The organism is Mesorhizobium sp. L-8-3 (genome assembly GCF_016756615.1).
Classification (GTDB): Bacteria; Pseudomonadota; Alphaproteobacteria; order Rhizobiales; family Rhizobiaceae.
This window is the reverse complement of sequence record NZ_AP023262.1, coordinates 7,881,931-7,897,353: the sequence shown is the minus strand read 5'-3', so window position 1 is coordinate 7,897,353 and position 15,423 is coordinate 7,881,931. Positions and strand designations below refer to the sequence as shown.

Sequence of the window (15,423 nt, the reverse complement as noted above, 5' to 3'; positions counted from 1 at the left end):
AGGTTTGGCATGAAACCCGCCGTCAAGATCAACCTTTCCCATCTGCCGCGGCTGGCGGCGCAACTGCACGGAGCGGCGCCCGCGCTCACCTTCAAGGACAAGACCTGCAGCTATGACGAACTCTGGCGCCGGATCTGCGGCTATGCGGCCGGCCTCGCCGCGATCGGCCTCGACCGCGGCGACCGGGTGGCCGTATTGCTCGACAAGCGCATCGAGACGGTGGTGGCGATCTTCGGCACCGCGGCGGCCGGCGGCGTGGTGGTGCCGGTGAATCCGCTGCTGAGGCCCCAGCAGGTCGCCTATATCCTCGCCGATTGCAATGTCCGCGTGCTGGTGACCTCCTCCGATCGGCTCGCGCAGCTCGAGGAGCATGCCGACGCCATGGCCGCGCTCGACCATGTGATCATCGTGGACGACAGGTTGAACGGCAACGGTCGGGCCCATGTCGGCTTCGAGCTGCATCGCTGGGCGCTGACCTTTGCCGACGGGGACGCGCCGCCGCCGTCCTTCGTCGGGATCGACTGCGACATGGCGGCTATTCTCTATACGTCGGGCAGTACCGGCAAGCCCAAGGGCGTGGTGCTCAGCCATCGCAATCTCATCGTCGGCGCCGAGAGCGTCAGCCACTATCTCGGCAACAGCCCCGACGACACGATCCTGTCGGTATTGCCGTTGAGCTTCGACGCCGGGCTCAGCCAACTGACCACGGCCTTCAACGCCGGCGCCCATGTCGTGCTGATGAACTACCTGCTGCCGGCCGATGTCGTCAGGCTCTGCGAGCGGCATCGAGTGACCGGCATCACCGGCGTCCCGCCCTTCTGGATCCAGGTGGCTGCTCTCGACTGGCCGCCCGAAGTCGCGGCGCGCCTGCGTTACTTCGCCAACACCGGCGGGCGCATGCCCAGGGCTACGCTCGACAGGTTGCGCGGCATCTTCACGAAGGCTTCGCCCTATCTGATGTATGGCCTGACCGAGGCATTTCGTTCGACCTATCTCGATCCGGCCGAGGTCGATCGTCGTCCGGATTCGATCGGCAAGGCCATCCCCAACGCCGAGATCCTGGTCATGCGGCCGGACGGAACCCTCTGCGACCCGGGCGAACAGGGCGAACTCGTGCACCGCGGCCCGCTGGTGGCGATGGGCTATTGGAACGACCCCGCGCGAACGGCGGAGCGTTTCCGGCCGATGCCGGGAACCGGGGCGGGTTGGCGCGCGCCCGAAATCGCCGTCTTCTCCGGCGACACGGTTGTCGCCGACGAGGAAGGGTTTCTGTTCTTCGTCGGGCGCCGCGACGAGATGATCAAGACCTCCGGCTACAGGGTGAGTCCGACGGAAATCGAGGAGGTCGCCTACGCCACCGGCATGGTGCGCGACGCTGTCGCGCTCGGCGTCGAGGATCCGGCGCTCGGTCAGCGGATCGTGCTGATCGCGAGCGCTCTTGGCGAGACCCTCGACACGACGGCTCTGCTGGCGGCGTTCAGGCGCCAGCTGCCGCAATATATGGTGCCGTCCTCGGTGATCGAGATGGCAGCCATTCCGACGACGCCGAACGGTAAGTTCGATCGTGTCCTGCTCAGGGAGCGCCTCGTTTCATGACCTCGCACCCGACCAAGGCGCTGTTCGACGTCGCCGGAGATCATCTGGCCGTGGGCGGCATCCCGCTCCATCGCCTGGCCGAGCGTGTCGGAAGCACGCCCTTTTTTGCCTATGACCGGAGCCTGATTGCGGCGCGTGTCGCCTACCTTCGCTCCGTCCTGCCGGCCGGAATCCGGCTCAGCTATGCGGTGAAGGCCAATCCGATGCCGGCCGTGGTGCAGCATCTGACGGGACTGGTGGACGCTTGCGACGTCGCCTCGGCACAGGAGATGAAGACGGCGCTCGACGCCGGAATGCCTGCCGCCCAGGTAAGCTTCGCCGGCCCCGGCAAGACAAGCGCCGAACTCAGCCAGGCCGTCGCGGCCGGCGTGACCATCGAGATGGAATCGCCGAACGAGGCGGCCCGGCTGGTCGAGATCGGCAACCGGCTCGGCATCCGGCCGCGTGTGGCCTTGCGGGTCAATCCGGATTTCCAGGTCAAGGGATCGGGCATGCGCATGGGCGGCGGCCCCCAGCAGTTCGGCATCGATGCCGAGGCAGTGCCGTCGCTGCTGCGCGACCTCGCCGCTGCCGATCTCGATTTCCTAGGCTTCCACGTCTTCGCCGGCTCGCAGAACCTGCATGCCGACATATTGTGCGAGGCGCTCGCCAAAAACGTTCAGTTGCTGCTCGAACTGGCGGCCTCGTGTCCGTGGCCCGTGCGCTACCTCAATCTCGGTGGCGGCTTCGGCATTCCTTACTTCGAGAAGGATTCCCCGCTCGATCTCAGCGCCGTCGGCAAGACACTTGGCGAGTTGATGGAGCGTTCGATCCGGCCCAACCTTCCCGAAGCCCGCGTGGCTATCGAGCTCGGCCGCTATCTGGTCGGCGAGGCCGGGGTCTATGTGACCCGGATCGTCGACCGCAAGGTCTCGCGTGGACGGATCTATCTTGTGGTCGATGGCGGCCTGCACCACCAGCTGGCGGCCTCCGGCAATTTCGGTCAGGTCATCCGTCGCAACTATCCGATCGCCGTCGCGAGCCGGATGCGGGAGACAGAGCTCGAGACGGTCTCGGTCGTCGGCTGCCTGTGCACGCCGCTCGATTTGCTCGGCGACAACGTCGCCCTCCCGCGGGCCGGGATCGGCGATCTCGTCGTCGTATTCCAGGCCGGGGCCTACGGCCTGACGGCAAGTCCGACTGCTTTTCTGGGCCATCCGGCCCCGGTGGAGGTCCTCGTCTAGGCGGCATCGGCCAGTCTTTCAACTTGGTGGAGCGTGTCATGGAAATGGCTGCAACGACACTCAATGACGTGCGGGACGTTCTCGTCCAGACACTCGGCATCGACGATCCCGGCAGGATCGCCGACGCCTCCACGCCGCTGTTCGGGAATATTCCAGAACTAGATTCGCTCGCGGTGGTCACCCTCGCAATGGCTTTGGAGACGCGGTTCGGTTTTCAGATCGACGATACCGACTTTTCGGCAGAGATCTTCGAAACCATGGGTTCGTTGGCGGGATATGTCGACCGCAACCGCCGCCAGTGAGCGGCCAGTCGATTGGCTGGCGCGCGTCGTGGCTGAAAGGCTTAGGACGAGGCCGATCCCTCAACCCTTGGTCTATGGCCTCGGCCCCAAGGTCGGGATCGATTCCGGCGATGCGTGCTGGCTAGACTTCGTGACGCGCGCTCCGACGATGCGACAGTGGCCGACGACGCGCACGACCATCTCGAAGCGGGAGGCTCGATGACCGAGACACTTTGGGAACGCCGCAACCGACAACGGCAAGGCAGCGACCAGGCAGGATGTCGTCTTGCCGTGGTGATCGTCACCTTCAACAGCGCAAGAGTGCTGCCGCCTCTGCTCGATTCCCTGCCGGCCGGGATGAACGGTGTCGATGATTTCGAAGTGGTGGTGGTGGACAACGATTCCCGCGACGGATCCGCGGAATTGGCGGCCGATCATCCCATCAGGCCGAAGGTGGTGCGGATGGGCCGCAACGCGGGATATGCGGCGGCCATCAATGCCGCCGCATCGATCGTCGACGCAGACCGCGATCTGCTCGTCCTCAATCCCGACCTGCGTCTCTATCCGGGGGCCGCCCAGCCGCTCGTCGAATGCGCCCTGATGCCGTCGGTCGGCATCGCCGTGCCGCGGAATTTCAGGGAGGACGGGACCACCGATCCGACGCTTAGGCGCGAGCCTTCGATGCTCACGGCATGGGCCGAAGCCGTTCTGGGCGGTTCGCTCGCCGGCCGGCTCGGCTGGGGCGAAATCATCGATGAGCCGCAGCGTTACGATTGCCGCGGGTCCGTCGAATGGGCGACCGGGTCGGCCTTGCTCGTATCGGCGCGCGCGCGGCGCATGGTCGGGGAATGGGACGAGAGCTTCTTCCTCTACAGCGAAGAGGTGGACTATCAGCGGCGGGTGCGCGAGGCCGGTTTCGACATCGTCTACGAGCCGCGTGCGCAGGTCATGCACGCCGGCGGCGAGAGCGGCACCAATCCGCGACTCTTCGCACTGATGACGGCCAACAGGATACGTTACTTCCGCAGGCATCATGGCCTGATGGAGACCGCGCTGTTCCGCCTGGGCATCGCCTTCGGACAAGCGGCCCGGGCCTGGCGAGGCGCCACGCACCGCGCGGGCCTGCGCTGCGCACTGGCGCCGCTCAGGTCCGCCCAGGAGTTCATGACGAGACAGTCGGGCTGAAGATGACGGCCGGGATCAAGCTGAGGGTTCTGAACTTCCATGGCATCGGTACGCCCGGCCGCCCCCTCGATCCGGGCGAGGGCGATTACTGGATCAGCGCCGACCGCTTCCGCAGCGTGCTCGACCGCATCGCCGACCATCCCCAGCGGGACTGTCTGTCGCTCACCTTCGACGACGGGAACCTTTCGGACCTGTCGATCGCGGCGCCCGAACTCGAGCGACGTGGGCTCGGCGCGCGCTTCTTCGTGCTCACCGGCCGCATCGGCAGATCAGGCTCACTCGGCCGCGGCGACATCGGGTCCTTGATCGACGGCGGCATGTGCATCGGCAGCCATGGCGTCGCTCATCGCGACTGGGCGGGCGTGTCGCATGGCGAACTGCAGGAGGAACTCAACCAGTCAAAAGCCGTGCTGGAGGACATTTGCGGCGAGCCGGTCCGCTCCGCCGCGATACCGTTCGGGCGCTACAATGCCGGCGTGCTCGCGGCATTGCGGGCCGCCGGCTATAAGGAAGCCTATTCGAGCGATGGCGGCGTGATGGACACTACCGCCTTCGTGCGGCCGAGGACCTCCATTCGACGCGACACGACCGACGAGAAGGTCGACCGGATCCTGGCGGGGCATCTGGCACCCGCGCGGTTGCTGCGCCGAACCGTCGCCATGTCGGTGAAGAGGTGGTTCTAGGGGGTGGCCCTGGCGGGCAATCTCGGCGAGCGGCATGAACCGGTCTCGGGAAGAATCCGATGTCCAACCAAAAAGATAGAGTAACGACATGACCGCCAACCGCAGGCAATCGATGGACACGCCGGCAAATGTGGTCGCCGCCGCAGACGCGGCTCTTGCCTCCGGGCAAGAGGTGGTCTCGCCCCGGGACGGGCTCGAGACTGGAGACGCCGAGATGACCCGGATGGAAGCCGAGATCGAGGCGTTCTGGAAGCGCATCCTTTTGGCCGGCCAGTTTGCATCGGACCCGCTGCCACAGGCGGATTTCGCCTTCCCCGACGCGAGCAATACCGGTGTGCCGGCGGGAACGGTTCTTGCTCCCTATGACGGGCCGTTCAGGATCGAGGCAAACGACGTCATGATCGAGAACAAGGAGATCCGACAATCCATCCGTGTCCTCGGATCGAACTTCGTCATGAAGAACTGTAGGCTGATCTACAACGACTACTTCGGTGTGGACCTCGAAGGCGCGACCAGCCCGACCATCCAGGATTGCACCCTGATCGGCCCGGGCAATCGCGGTAGAAGTAGCGCACCGATCCTCGGTTCGGGGACGTTCCTGCGTAACGACATATCCGGCGCGGAGAACGGTATTGTCCTGCAGGCCGGCAAGTCCGTGGTAAAGGGAAACTACATCCATGATCTCGAAAGCGGCGTCGGCGACGAGGGTCATTACGACGGCATTTCCGTCCAGGGCGCCCAGAACGACGTGTTGATCGAGGACAATACGATCGTCGGTCGCGACACTTCCGACATCTTCATCAAGAACGATTTCGGCGACATCAACAATGTCCGCGTGAATCACAACCTTCTGGTCGGTACGCCGGGATTTGCCTTGTATGTCGATGGGCGCGGCCCGAAGGGCGTCATCACCAATGTCTCGGTGACCAATAACCGGGTGAAGCGGGGCGGCTACGGGTTCTTCTCCGTCGACGCCGCCGCTCCGACCTTTTCCGGTAATGTCGATGCCGATACCGGCAAGGCCATTTCCGTCAGGGCGGGGTAATCCGCGATCTTTCGCGCACCCGCGCGGCCGACAGAAAGTGCAGGGAACCTCGATGACGAAACGGAAGCGCGGCGTCATGGGCCACTATCTGCTGTTGGCGCCGGTCGTCGCGACGTTGCTCGTCGTGACGACCTGGACATTGGCCGGGCAGGCGAAGGGCTTTTCCGCCGCGCCCAATGCCGGAGCCGTACGGCGGGTGGCGGACGCAGTGGCTGTGTGGCAGGTCTCGCACCTCGACGACCTGAGCTATGTGACACGCTTGCCCGAGCATGCAGAATTCAGCCGCGGCTGGGTTCAGGCGTCACTCTATATCGGGTTGGAGCGTTGGGCGCGGGTCGCTCGCTCTGATGCTTTGTCCGCCAAGGTCCTGGCTTGGGCCGAGGCCAACGACTTTCGCCTTGGCGACCGCCTGATGCATGCCGACGACCATGCCGTGGCGCAGGTCTATCTGGCGCTCCGACGGGACGGGCTCGCAGGGGATGAGGCGTTGACGAGCGTGCGCGCCTATTTCGACGCAATCCTGGCGGCGCCGCCCACGGTGGCGCTCGATTTCGTGCCCACCTATCCCGACGCCTCGTGCACGGCGCGCTGGTGCTGGAGCGACGCGCTTTTCATGGGGCCGCCGGCGTGGGCACAACTCAGCGCGGTGACGGGCGATCCGCGTTACCGCGACTATGCCGACCGGGAATTCCGCGCCGCCGCCGATTATCTGTTCGACAAGGACGCCGGGCTGTTCTTCCGCGACAGTCGTTTTTTCGGGCAGCACGGCCAATTCGGCGAGAAATTGTTCTGGAGCCGCGGCAATGGCTGGGCCTATGCCGGCATCCTGCACATGCTCGACGCCCTTCCTCGCGATGACAGCGCGCGAATCTTCTATCAGAGGCTTTTCATGCGCATGTCGGCGGCATTGCTGCGCGCGCAGGCGAAGGATGGCTTCTGGAGGTCGTCGATGTTGGCGCTCCGCAGTCAACCGGAGGCGAGTGGCACTGCCTTCGTCGTCTATGGCATGCAACGCGGCGTGGCTCTTGGCCTGCTCGACGGCCAAACATACAGGCCTGCCATCCTGCGTGCCTGGTCGGCGCTTGTCGGCGCAGTGTCACCGGAAGGGCGCCTTGGCCGTGTGCAGCAGATCGGCGATGCACCCGACGAGGTGCGCCCGGAAAGCACCCAGCTCTACGGCGCCGGCGGCTTCTTGCTGGCTGCTTCGGCAATCTATGAAGACGCGATGACGCGGCGATGAGCGGGGCGGAGACCAACAATTCGTCGCCCTTGTGGTCGTCGAGCAACAGTGCCCGCCGGCGAGACTTGGGCTGGCACGATGCGAGCAAACCTGAAGACAGGCGACTTCGCTGATCACCGCAAAGCCTCCTTTGCGCGTCCGATGCGCGGCGCTCCCACTAAGCTAGCGCGGTAGCACCCGCGCTGGAATTCCTACGGCGGTGGCACCGGTCGGAACGTCGGCCAGGACAACAGCGTTGGCGCCGATGACCGCCCGTGCGCCTATCTCGACGGCGCCGAGCACGCGGCACCCGGCCCCGAAGAACGCGCGATCACCAACCACTGGCCAGCGCAACAACTCGCGCCGTCCGAAGGTGACGCTGCCCATCAGCGACACGTTCGTGCCCATGGATTCCACGACGATCACGCAGCCGACCGGATGTGCGATATACAGCCCGCCACCGATTTTCGTACCGGGCACGAGCTCAAGGCCGTACAGCCTTAGCAGACGCCGTTGCAGGATACCGGGCAACACCTTCACCTTCCGGCGATGCATCAGTGTTGCCAGCCGGAACCAAGCCATCGCCCGCAAGGACGGATGGCGGTAGAGCAGCTTGGCGATCACGAGCGGAGATACTTCGCTGCGATCGGCGACCTCTTCGGGACGGAGCCAGCGACAGGCATCCATCGTGAGCAGTTCCATGGCGCCCGCGAGGGTGCCGTCGTCCGGATCGGAAAGCTCGATGTGCCTTCTCAGTTCGTTGCGCACGTTGTGGTCCATTGGGCTCATCGTTTGCTACCGGCCTCCCGAAACGATAACAGCCGGTCTGACAAGAAGCAGGTACGGTGGTGCTATTCAAAACCTCACATGAGGTTTGCGGTTTGCCGTTGACGCCGCCCCGGATCGACACCATGTCGCTTCACCGGATATCACGTTTCCCTCGTTTGACTGGCCACGCGACCATGGCGAGATGGTCGAGTTGCGCCGTGCCGGTTCGACGAGAGTCGACGCCGCATGCTTGAATCCGTTTCATCCAACGGGGCCTTTTCACCGGACTCGACAGTCAGCATCCAGACACCAGCGCCCAGGAGAAACAGGAGCCAAACGTAGGTAGCGCCCCAAAAATGAGCGGTGGTGCCAACAATAAAATATGTGGCCATGCAGATAAGATACGCTAACTTGTCGTTTCCCAGCTTCTTATCGAGACCTTTATTGAACGCAATCGGCAAGACGATTGCAAGGCACGATACGACCAGAAGAACGAGGGCCGGGATGCCGTGCCGCACGGCGGTGACGAGCCAGAAATTGTCGATGCTGTCGGGCGCCATCCATTTCGGCCGCGCCCAATCTCCAAATCCGATCCCGTACAGCGGGTGGTTGAGCACTGAGGCAGAACCGTACTGCCATATCCAGATTCGGAACCAGCCCGTCTGCTGATCGAAGGTGAAGTGAGAGATATAGAATTGAACCGGCGTCTGGTTGGACCCGAACTCGATGACCAGATATGCCGCGAACGCCAGGCCCCACAAGATCTTCCATCTGATGTCGTATTGCCTGAGCAGCCAATTCCAGGCCATCAACGCGCCTTGAACAACCAATCCCGCGATCGGTGCGGACGACAGGGACAGGATTGCTGTAATCGCCACCAAGCCTGCCAGAAATTTTCGCGACAAGGCACTGCGTCCCGGATCGGAAATGAGGTACGTCAACGTGAAAGTGCTTGCACAGAAGAGGCCGAAGGCGATCGAATGCGGGAAAGGGCCCTGCACGCGCCAGAAGCCCAGTCGGGGGGTCATCATCGTGACTTCGACGGTGGGGAATATTGCGCCCAATACCGACAGCAGTGGCTTGTTTCCGGTCAGAAATTCGTAGACCGCAAAGGGAAGCAGGAGGATTACGAGCTTCGTGGATAGAGCGATCACGTTGTGGAAATCTTCGGCATCGCGTATGTAACAGCGTGCCAGAAGATAGGCGCCCATCGTCTCGATGAAGAATATCCCGGCGGACTGGGTTCCGGATGCGGCACCGTGTGCCATGATCAGGGTGAGTGCGACCCAGCCGGAATATAACAGCAGACCGATGTCGGCTGCCCTGATCCGTCCGGCCCTGCCGCTCACCCACATGACCAGGCACGGCAAGAGCGTGGCTAACAGAACAAAGCGGTAGAAGGACAGGTTCAACTGCCCCAGGGGTATTATCCAGGGAATGACCAGTCCGATCAGGAACAAGGAGACGGGCCAAGGTAGACGCTTTTTCGCCGGCTGCTCCTTGGCAATGTCGACACGACCCTGCGAGACGGCGGATCTGACCCTAACCCCGTCCAGGGGGCGCAGTGATCCGGCGATGGGCCGCACGTCACGAGGCGCCGGCAAGACGCTTTTTCAGACGCCGGACGCTTCGCATCACCAGGGGAGGCGCAAGTTCGGTCGCCGCTTCCGAGAACCTGACCCGCCAATCCACATGATCGGAAGTGCCGGGACGGACCCGGAACTGAGTCGTGGCGTCGCGCTTGGTCTCATCCCAGGTCGCAGTGTAGTAGTAGAGTGCGATCGACCTCCGAGGCACCCGGTCGGGATGGTTGATTGGCTGAGGATTGCCGTGCATGCTTTCCAGGGTGGTATTGAACATGACGCATCTGTTGAAACTGGGCACGACGGACCGGACGCATCTGGTCATACCTTGATCCCACAGCTCAAATGATCCGCCATATTCGGCGCGCCAGTCTTTGTTGAGATAAATCAGAACATTGACACGCCGTTCAAGGTTCATCGGCTTGTGGTGGTTGAAGTCGGCATGTATCGACAGGTGGCCACCTTGGGACACGCGGTGAAGGCCCGCGCCGGCAAAATATGGATCGGGGACAAGCCCTTTGATGCCGGTTACGTTCTCGACGATTCGAATGAATGGACGTGAGTTGAAAGAATAAAAAAGCTGCCTGATGGAAGGATGGAGCCTATCAGGATTGAAACTTTCTTTCAGGCGCTCTTGGTTCCTGTCAAATTTCTCCTCCGCGTTGTCCGACCCGGCGGGGAACTCCCTGAGGCAAACGTCAAGAATATCCGGAGGCAGGAAATCATCGATGATAATGTGCGGATAGGGGGCCCCATTCTGGAAAGTCTCGTGGAGTTCACAACCCTTTTCCCTATCGATGTCATAGGGAATGAAGCCGTTCTTCTCGTCCATTTCGTGCAGGTAGACCACTGTGACCTCCGGTTGAGCGGATCTCGATTTTCACCGAGCATGCATTCTACATGGGGGATTTTGGCACGGGCAACCGAGCCGAGATCAGCTTATGTAGCAGCCGGCTTTACCCATTTGGGTGCAAACTGAACTATCCCTTCGGCAAGTTGGGCGCTCGTTCCTACAACTGAGGAGCGATGCCGCCGCAGCGCGGCGTATTGTTGCGGCGTCTTGCTTCGACTGCTGGAAGTGCAGGGTGATGCGCATGGAGCGACCATTGACCGAATTGCCAGCTATGCAGAGATTGCTCGATCGCGTGGAGTGGCGGTCGAGTGGGGGCGAGGATTGCCGGGCAAAGCTCAGCTCGCGTGCCGAGTGGGTGCACCTTGTGAATGGCCTTGACGCGGTGGCAACGGATCAGTTGGCGGGTTTCCGAGCGATGACAGCATCAATTCTCAATGCGGCGCGTCTTCAATTCGGCCGCCGCAGCCGTCAGGTCAGCGGTATTCTGGCGACCGACGGGTATAGAGGAATCGTAGATCGTGTAAGGTCCAAGGCGTCGGACTGGGTGAGACCCCGCAACGGGATCCTGGAGGTCTTCCCCGATGACGTGATGGCGGCCGATCTCAGCCAACCCTTTCGGGCCGAGGTCCCCAAGATTGCCCCGGGCGGGCCGATATCGGTCAACTGGGTGACGCATCCCGCGGGCCCCGGATCAGGTGGACACGCAACATGTTATCGGATCGTGAAGTATCTCGATCGTATGGGATACAAGAACAAAGTCTATTTTTATGACGCCTGTCGCGCGGATTTGAAATATTACGAGGGAATTGCCCGTGAGCACTACGGCCTTACCTGCCCGATTGCCGATGTCCGCCAAGGGATGGCGGATGCGCATGCGGTCGTGGCCACCGGTTGGCCAACTGCCTATGCGGTGTTCAACGCACGCTGCACCGGAAAGCGCTTCTATTTCGTGCAGGACTACGAGCCGTATTTCGATCCCGTAGGCACACAGAGCGTTCTTGCAGAGAACACTTATCGAATGGGCTTTCATGCCATCACGGCTGGTCGGTGGCTGGCGCAGAAGCTGTCAGGGGAGTTTGGGATGGATGCCGACCACTTTCCATTCGGATGCGACACCTCCCGCTATAGTCGGAACCCGGCGTCGAGGCGAGCGGGGATCGCATTCTATTCCCGGACGGGAACTCCGAGGCGCGGGACCGAACTGGGGCTCTTGGCTCTGGAAATATTCGCGAAGCGGAACCCCGAAATCGACTTGCATCTCTACGGGGAGAAGCTGGGAGACCTACCGTTCAAGTTCGTGAACCACGGATTGGTGAAGCCAGCCGAACTCAACGAAATCTACAACCGGTGCTTTGCCGGACTGAGCCTTTCCCTGACAAACGTGTCGCTCGTTCCTTGCGAGATGCTTGCCGCGGGGTGCATTCCGGTCGTCAACGACGCCGAACACAACCGCATCGTGCTGGAGAGCCCCTATGTCCGCTACGCTGCCACGACGCCCCATGCGCTGGCAGCTGCCCTGGAAGCCGTGGTCAGGATGCCTGACTTCGAGGCACTGTCCGGGCAGGCGGCCGAGAGTGTCCTTTCAAGATCGTGGGATGACGCCGGAGCGGCGGTGGACGCTGCGTTCCGCCGCGCCCTGAAAGCATAACGTCTGATGGGGATCAACCATGGATCTTTTCAGCCGTGCATCCGTAAAGTCTACAAAGGGACGGATCAAGAGGGCCCGGGCGCTTGATCGGGTCCCTCGCGTCAGCGTCGTCATCCCGTGCTACAACTATGGCCACTATCTACGGCAGTGCGTCGAGAGCGTCACACGAAACCAGCCGGGCATCGACATCGAGGTTGTTATCGTCGATGACAAGTCCACTGACGATAGCCTCGACATCGCCCTGTCGATCCAGAGACAAGACAAGCGCGTGCGCGTGATACGGCACGAGCAAAACAAAGGGCACATCGCGACCTATAACGACGGTCTCGAGGCGGTGACCGGAGAGTTCGTGCTGCTCTTGTCAGCCGACGATCTGGTAACGCCGGGCGCACTTACCCGCGCCGCCGAACTTCTGGCCGCGGAGCCGTCGGTGGGGCTGGTCTACGGAAACGGAATCCACTTCAGCGGTGACTTGCCTCCAAGTCGCAGCGGCGGAAAGGAATGGATCATCTGGTCGGGCGTCGATTGGCTGCGTGACCGTTGCCGGGAAGGATACAATGTCGTGGCATCGCCAGAGGTTGTCATGCGGACCTCGGTGCTGCGGGAGATCGGTGGCTATCGCCCCGATCTCCCTCATGCCGGCGACTTCGAAATGTGGTTACGCACTTCTGCCGTCTCGGACATCGGTTTCCTGATTGGCGTGGATCAGGCCTACTACCGCAGCCACGCGGTCAACATGAACCGGCGGGAATTCAGTTCAGGCACTGCCCGGGGCCAGTTTGTAGACCTGAAGCAGCGCTGGCAGTCTTTCGAAGTGGTCTTCGCCGGCGTCGGCAGTAACCTGGACGGCGGCCTTCTGCAAACCGCGCGTCGAACCATGGCGCGCCAGGCACTGGAGCGCGTCAACTATGCCTATGCGAGGGGATTTCGGGATTTCCCCACCGAGGAGTTCGAGGCTCTTGCACGTGAGATCCAGGTCGATGTGACGAATACGAAAGCGGGCCGAGCACTCGCAAGGCGAAAACGGCTCGGGATGACGTCGCTGCCGCTGCATCCGCTGTGGGCGCCATCGGCGATTGCATTGCGCATCGAGGATTTGATCCGGCGCTGGCGATGCCGCAGGATCGGCATTTGACCTTCGAAGGGGCAGTGCGCGGACAATTGAATGTTGTGGTTCTCTTTTGTGCGGGCGGGGATTCCCGCGAGTTTGGGAGGTTTCTACATATCGGCGTGATTGATGCATCGGCCATCCGTCCACCAGCACACCGTTCTCCGGCACTCAGGCGAGGCTCGGCACCCCCCGGCGAACCGCCACCTGCGCAGGCCGCCGCATCGGTAGATTGCTGGGGACCGGTACCACTGTCGCTCCCGCCGATTTTCAACCCATTGCCGAGGCCGTGGGGTGTTCCCGACCAGTTGCATGGCGAAGCTGGATCGTTGTTGGGATAGAGCAATCTATTCTGGTCATGTCGCATGGCTTCCGGCCGAGGGAATGGAGAGCCGAAGCCGCTTGGCTGAGCCTGACGGCCTAGCGTCCGGCACAACTTGCGGCGAGTTGCCGCCAAGCCGCCGGCAAGAGCGGCTTCTCGGTCAGGATCTTCCATGCACATCGACGGGCGATGTCGTAGCGGCCGGCTTCCCGTGCGGTCCTGATACGATGAAGGAGGAAGTTGCCGTCGAGGCCCGATCCTGAGAGGGACGGAAGCCCTCTTTGGTCGCGCAGCATCCAGTTGCTCAGCCTTATGTCCTCCTCCGAGATGACCAACGTTGTCGGGGCTATTCTCCTTGGATGATGCCGGGTCTTTTCCGCCAGGCGATAGATCTCGTCGAGCTGGCGTTTCCATGCCGGCCCCATGTTCTGCTGCCGTATGCGTGCCGCCAGGGCATGTCCTTCTGCGGCGCGTCGATCAGCGTCCGCGATGAGCGCGACGGCCTGCTCGATGTAGCCCTGCTCGTTCACCGGGCTGGACACGACCTCTTTGATGGCATCGTCATCTGTGACGAGGAGCCGGCAGGGGGAATCGTAGGCGCGGACAACCGGCAGACTGAACAATGTGGACTCGAGCAGGGCCGTCGACGAACCGAACGGGAACGACTCGAGATAGATGTCTGCGGCGGCCCGCCAGGCGCTGGGATCGTCCAGCGGGCCCACGAAGTGAATGCGCTCATGTGGGTCGGCTCCGAGGCCGGGGCGTATGTCCTCGCGACGCGCTCCCACGAGGTAGAGATGGGCGCGGGGATCGCGGTCCAGGATCCGGCCGGCCGTGGCGATGAAGTTCTGTCCGCCCGACGGCAGGAATTTCATGGCGCGCGCTATGCTCAGGAGCGCCACCTGATTGTCCGGAATGCCGAGGATCTCTCGGGCCTTCTCCCGCGACAGGTATCTCTCGGATTCAGCCAGCGGCACCGGCAGCAGGGCTTCGACCGGGACTTGTCGTCTCCGGTCGGCGGCCGACTGCCGCAGGTTTATGGTGAAGTCCGCAACCGAACTGCCCAGCCAGAACAGGAAGTCGGCATGGTTGAGCACGGCAACCGGAGGCAGGTCGTCAAGAGCGAAGGCAACCGTCGGCACGACGTCGCTGCTGTCGTGATGCAGTATCACGAGGTCGGCATGCTCTCTTGCCAGTTGCCGCAGCCGGAGCGACCTCTCGATGAGACCGGCTTCCTCGGGCAGGAACTCCAGATGGCCTCCATTCTCCGAAACGGCATCGATGAAGCTGGCCGGAACGTCCCGCCCGCCCTGGGAACTGACGACCACGGTATGGCAAGAGTCCGGATCGTATTTGATCCAGTTCTGGAGCATGCGCGTATGTCCGCCGATCCGAGCCAGATGGGAGGCGAACTGAAGGACCCTGCGTCGCCCTGACGGCTTGGCGCTCGAGAACGGGGCAGGTCTTCGATCCATGAGCGAGGCGCCGATATGCAGCGCCAGGTTCTCGATCGAGCCGTCCGCGAAGCGGCCGGTATGGAAGCCGGCTGCGAAACGCGCTGCGTCGGCGACCCGGGCCAGTGTCGTCCCGGCGTCCAGCGAGACCGCTGCGACCTGCGCCTCCCTGACCAGCCAACGGTACCCTTCGTCATTGTTGAGCAGGTATCGGGCCTCGCCTGAAATGCGATCCCGATCCGGACCCCGTCGTCCGGTCCGTGCGAGGTCAGCATGTTCGGTCTTCATTCTCCCACCCGGCGTTTCGACGTTAGAAAGTGCTCGGCCATAGGGGTGGAACGTTAAAGGGGTTCGTCCTACGAGTGATTATCGTCAAAGGTTGAAATGGCTACCTATTCCGATGATGTCGAGCCCCGCTTGGGCGCCTGATGATGAGAAGGCCGGCGCGCATGCGC

At 62.6% G+C, this 15,423-nt stretch carries 13 protein-coding genes; 9 read left to right on the top strand and 4 right to left on the bottom strand.

The genetic code is table 11. The annotated features are described in order from the left end of the window. Positions 1-9 precede the first annotated feature (9 nt). The 7 genes from JN302_RS36375 to JN302_RS36345 all read left to right on the top strand — a co-directional run bounded on the left by JN302_RS36375 (position 10) and on the right by JN302_RS36345 (position 7,253). The gene (locus tag JN302_RS36375; protein WP_202309148.1) at positions 10-1,596 is read left to right on the top strand and encodes an acyl-CoA ligase (AMP-forming), exosortase A system-associated; all 1,587 of its coding nucleotides are present in this window, start codon (positions 10-12) and stop codon (positions 1,594-1,596) included. After that, on the top strand, positions 1,593-2,819 hold the full coding sequence (locus JN302_RS36370) for a pyridoxal-dependent decarboxylase, exosortase A system-associated (protein WP_202309147.1): 1,227 nt from the start codon (positions 1,593-1,595) through the stop codon (positions 2,817-2,819). The genes JN302_RS36375 and JN302_RS36370 overlap by 4 nt, the downstream gene beginning before the upstream one ends. 38 nt (positions 2,820-2,857) lie before the next feature. Continuing rightward, the gene (locus JN302_RS36365) at positions 2,858-3,121 is read left to right on the top strand and encodes a phosphopantetheine-binding protein (RefSeq protein WP_202309146.1); all 264 of its coding nucleotides are present in this window, start codon (positions 2,858-2,860) and stop codon (positions 3,119-3,121) included. A gap of 198 nt (positions 3,122-3,319) precedes the next feature. Beyond that, complete coding sequence (locus JN302_RS36360; protein WP_202309145.1) at positions 3,320-4,285, top strand: glycosyltransferase family 2 protein; 966 nt, start codon at positions 3,320-3,322, stop codon at positions 4,283-4,285. Between the two features lie 2 nt (positions 4,286-4,287). Next, positions 4,288-4,968 (top strand): polysaccharide deacetylase family protein, encoded by a 681-nt coding sequence (locus tag JN302_RS36355; protein WP_202309144.1) that lies wholly within the window; start codon positions 4,288-4,290, stop codon positions 4,966-4,968. Between the two features lie 88 nt (positions 4,969-5,056). Continuing rightward, complete coding sequence (locus JN302_RS36350) at positions 5,057-6,013, top strand: right-handed parallel beta-helix repeat-containing protein (RefSeq protein ID WP_244846115.1); 957 nt, start codon at positions 5,057-5,059, stop codon at positions 6,011-6,013. Between the two features lie 52 nt (positions 6,014-6,065). Further along, the gene (locus tag JN302_RS36345) at positions 6,066-7,253 is read left to right on the top strand and encodes a glycoside hydrolase family 88/105 protein (RefSeq protein WP_202330822.1); all 1,188 of its coding nucleotides are present in this window, start codon (positions 6,066-6,068) and stop codon (positions 7,251-7,253) included. A 162-nt stretch (positions 7,254-7,415) separates the two neighbouring features. Here JN302_RS36345 and JN302_RS36340 read toward each other — a convergent pair whose 3' ends face one another. From JN302_RS36340 to JN302_RS36330, 3 genes are all read right to left on the bottom strand, one after another. Then, complete coding sequence (locus JN302_RS36340; protein ID WP_202330821.1) at positions 7,416-8,012, bottom strand: serine O-acetyltransferase; 597 nt, start codon at positions 8,010-8,012, stop codon at positions 7,416-7,418. A 149-nt stretch (positions 8,013-8,161) separates the two neighbouring features. Next, positions 8,162-9,460: an O-antigen ligase family protein gene (locus JN302_RS36335; protein ID WP_244846114.1), complete on the bottom strand. Its 1,299-nt coding sequence runs from the start codon at positions 9,458-9,460 to the stop codon at positions 8,162-8,164. Between the two features lie 127 nt (positions 9,461-9,587). Further along, the gene (locus tag JN302_RS36330; protein ID WP_202309140.1) at positions 9,588-10,433 is read right to left on the bottom strand and encodes a 2OG-Fe(II) oxygenase; all 846 of its coding nucleotides are present in this window, start codon (positions 10,431-10,433) and stop codon (positions 9,588-9,590) included. A gap of 256 nt (positions 10,434-10,689) precedes the next feature. On the opposite strand from JN302_RS36330, the gene JN302_RS36325 reads away from it, so the two are divergent. Then, complete coding sequence (locus JN302_RS36325) at positions 10,690-12,084, top strand: rhamnosyltransferase WsaF family glycosyltransferase (protein ID WP_244846113.1); 1,395 nt, start codon at positions 10,690-10,692, stop codon at positions 12,082-12,084. 19 nt (positions 12,085-12,103) lie between these two features. Continuing rightward, positions 12,104-13,219 carry a glycosyltransferase family 2 protein gene (locus tag JN302_RS36320; protein ID WP_202330819.1) on the top strand — a complete coding sequence of 372 codons (1,116 nt, stop codon included), beginning with the start codon at positions 12,104-12,106 and terminating at the stop codon, positions 13,217-13,219. A 393-nt stretch (positions 13,220-13,612) separates the two neighbouring features. Here the strand turns inward: JN302_RS36320 and JN302_RS36315 are convergent, their stop codons facing one another. Continuing rightward, positions 13,613-15,256, bottom strand: a complete 1,644-nt coding sequence (locus JN302_RS36315; RefSeq protein ID WP_202330818.1) for a hypothetical protein — start codon at positions 15,254-15,256, stop codon at positions 13,613-13,615. Between the last annotated feature and the right edge of the window lie 167 nt (positions 15,257-15,423).